This is a genomic window from Micromonospora sp. NPDC051296, assembly GCF_040682255.1.
In the GTDB taxonomy this organism is placed as follows: domain Bacteria; phylum Actinomycetota; class Actinomycetes; order Mycobacteriales; family Micromonosporaceae; genus Micromonospora; species Micromonospora craterilacus.
Genome location: NZ_JBFBAO010000548.1, coordinates 1 through 3126 on the forward strand (window position 1 = coordinate 1; position 3126 = coordinate 3126).

A 3126-nucleotide genomic window follows, 5' to 3' on the forward strand; every position below is an offset into this window, starting at 1 on the left:
TCAGCGATGTTGGTGGCGCCGTCGATGCGGTGGTATCCGATCGCGGTGTTGCGCAGCGTGGCGAAGACGGCGGGTCCGTTGCCGGTCCGGGCTTGTTGGGCATCCTCACGTAACGTGACATCCCGTATGTAGTGCAGGCGATTTTCGATCTGCCATTCCGAGCGTGCCCAGGTGCCGAGATCGGCGGGTTGGGCCTGGCCGGCGGGCAGCGAGACGGTCAGGTACGCCGTTTCGCGGCTGGTCTTGCCTTTGATCGTGCGGGTACGGGTGATCCGGACGGCCTGTTGCGCGTGGGGGAAGCCCAGCCCGCCCGGAGTCTGGACGGTCAGCGCCTTGACGGTGCGGGTCTCTTTGCGGCCGTGACCGGTCTCGCGGGTCTGGGCCCCGACCGGGACCTGTGCCCAGGGCAGGTGCTTGAGCTGCGTGAACAGGGTCGGCTGGTTGGCCTTGACCGCGACCATCAAGTGTCCGCCGGCGGCGGCGAGCAGCTCGGCATGCCCGGTCTGGGCGTGTAACGCGTCCGCGACCACCAGGACGTCCTTCAGCGATCCCAGCACGGCCGCGACCAGGCGCAGCAGTGGGGTGAACGCCGGGATTTCGTTCGACTTCGCCGCGATCTGGACCTGGGCGAGCACGATCCCGGTGCTGGTGTCGTACGCCGAGAGCAGATGAACCTGCCGCCCATCGGCAAGCCGGGCACCACGGGCGACCTTCCCGTCGACGGCGACCACCAGGCGCCATCTGCGCCCGCCGATCACGACCGGCCCGGCCCGGTCCCGCAGCCAGCGGGCCAGAACCTGCGACAACACCTCGGCGTCGAGCCGGATCAGCAACCGCCACACCGTCGTCGCGGCAGGCACCCGGCCGGTGAATCCGAGCCGAGCCCATACCGACCGGTCCTGGAAACGCACCCAATCCGAGACCGCGGCGAACGTACACGCCCCGGCCAGCACCGCACACACCGCCGCGGCCAGGACGCTGACCAGCGGATACCGCCGGCCTCGTGGATCCCGCGGATCCTCGATGGACTGCAACGCCACGAACAAGCTACGACGGTCACCATCGGTGACCACCGCCGGAGACGGCGCGTTGGGGGGTCCGTGCGGCAACACGATCTCGGTCAGTGATGATGACATCAGCGGGTGCGGTCCTGTTCTGGGTCATGGTCTTCGCAAACTCATGATCACCAACGGGTCGCACCCGTCCTACATGGACCCCCGGATCCCGCCGAATCCCCTCCAAAACCCCAGCTCAACAGCCCCTCAACCGACTACGCAACAGCCCTGCGCCCGGACTGGGTGGCTGGCTCGGCTGTCACCGGCGGGCCGACCGTGCCCCTATCGATCAACGTCATGGTCGGCTCGCCCGGCTTATGATCAGCTCGCCCCCCGTTTACCCCCCGAAAACCCCTGCCCAAGAGCGACAATCAGTGACAACCGGCGATCACTTCAAGAGGCCGTCTTTGCAGGTCATTGCTCATTATCGACAACCGATGATCAGTGCGATACCGTCGCGGTCGGTAACAAGGGGTCGTCGGTTCAAATCCGGCCGTCCCGACGCAGGTCAGAGGCCATTCGGGATCTTCCGAATGGCCTCTTTCGATCTTGTACAGCAGAGAAGTACTGCAACGGCTCATTGATCGAGGCTCTCGCCGAGTTTCCGCAGCGCCTCGCGGGTGGCCTTGGACGAGACCTGGCTATAGATCTCCATCGTGATCGAGAAGTCCGCGTGCCTCAGGATCGCCATCGCGATCCGGGGATGAACGTCCAGGTCGACCAGCAGCGATCCGCAGGTGCGTCGGGCGTCGTGGACGGTGATCTTTCGGATTCCGGCACGGGCTATTCGGCTGTCGTAGGAGCGGTTGAAGTTGCGCGGCTCGACCGGGAGGCCGTAGCGGGTCGTGAAGATCATGCCGGTGTCGTGCCAGGCGTCGCCGGCTTTCTCCTTGGCGGCATCCTGTTGCTGGTGGCGGTGCCGCAGTGCGGTTATGCAGATGGCGGGCAGCGGTAGGGGAGCGTCGGACTCCTCGGTCTTGGTGGCCCGGTGCAGCAGTCGGCCACGTACCCGCTGGAGTTGCTTGTCGATGACGAGGTTGATGTCGTGGTTGTCGCGACAGTGCTCGCAGAACTTCTCGCCGTGCGGGGTGCACGGCTTGTCCCAGCCGCCCCACTCGATGTGCTCCCACGTAAGGCCGAGGACTTCTCCCTTGCGTAGTCCGAGCACGAGGACCAGGACGTAGGCGGCGTACAGGTAGTCGTCGCCGTCGCGGGACGACTCCAGGAACGCTCGGGCTTCCTCACTGCTCCACGACTTGCCCTTGCGGGCGCGGATCGGTGGGAGCTTCACGAGAGCCGCGACGTTTTTCACGACCAGTTCCTCCACCACAGCCTGAGAGAGCGCCGAGCGGAGAACAGCGCGGATTCCCTTGACGGTGCGGGCCGAGGGAAGGTCCTGACAACATCGGCCAACCGCGCAGCACTTCCGGTTCTTCGGTGGCCGGCGGTCGTCTTTTCCCTGGGCGCAGCACTGGCAGGTCTTTGCGACCTTGTTGAGCCATGTCTGCACCTCCCGCACGGACAGCCGGCCGTCGAGTCGCTTGGCCCCGAGGCCGGGGACGATGTAGAGGCGGCTCAGGGTTTCGTAGGTGGCATAGGTCAGCGGGGCGAGGTTCGGCTCCACGATCTCGGCGAGCCAGTACGTCATGTAGTTCGCCATCGTGGGGACGTTCGTGGCGACCGGGCCCGCCTTGGCTTGCTGGTGCAGCCGCACCCACTTGTCGTGGACTTCCTCGCGGGTCGTTCCGTAGACGTACTTTCGGGCGCGTTTGCCGTCCGGCTTGGTGACCCAGACGTAGGCGGCGAACCCGTTGCGGTACGGGAAGATGGAGCCTTCGCCGTTGGCGCGTTTGCCGGGCATCAGGCCGCCTCCTGCCGCTCGACCTGGTCCCGGATGTATTCATCGATCCATTCCGGCAGGATGCGGCGGTACTTGCCGTCCTTGACCGAGCGCAGTTCTCCGGTGGCAATCTTCATCTTCACCTTGGACAAGCCGTAGCCGAGAATCACGGCGACTTCGGCCGGGGAATGCCACCTCGGAACGATCTGGACCTGACTCCTATCCATGTGG

General features: G+C 65.6%; 3 protein-coding genes. All 3 read right to left on the reverse strand.

The genetic code is table 11. The features are described from left to right. The coding region (locus AB0M52_RS32635) for an ISAs1 family transposase (protein ID WP_363961644.1) at positions 1-1136 on the reverse strand (1136 nt) is incomplete at its 3' end. A gap of 496 nt (positions 1137-1632) precedes the next feature. Beyond that, a complete protein-coding gene (locus AB0M52_RS32640; protein ID WP_363961646.1) occupies positions 1633-2916 on the reverse strand; it encodes a tyrosine-type recombinase/integrase in 1284 nt (427 codons plus the stop codon). Further along, positions 2916-3122, reverse strand: coding sequence for an excisionase family DNA-binding protein (locus tag AB0M52_RS32645; RefSeq protein ID WP_363961648.1), 207 nt, complete (start codon positions 3120-3122; stop codon positions 2916-2918). The genes AB0M52_RS32640 and AB0M52_RS32645 overlap by 1 nt, the downstream gene beginning before the upstream one ends. Positions 3123-3126: the final 4 nt, after the last annotated feature.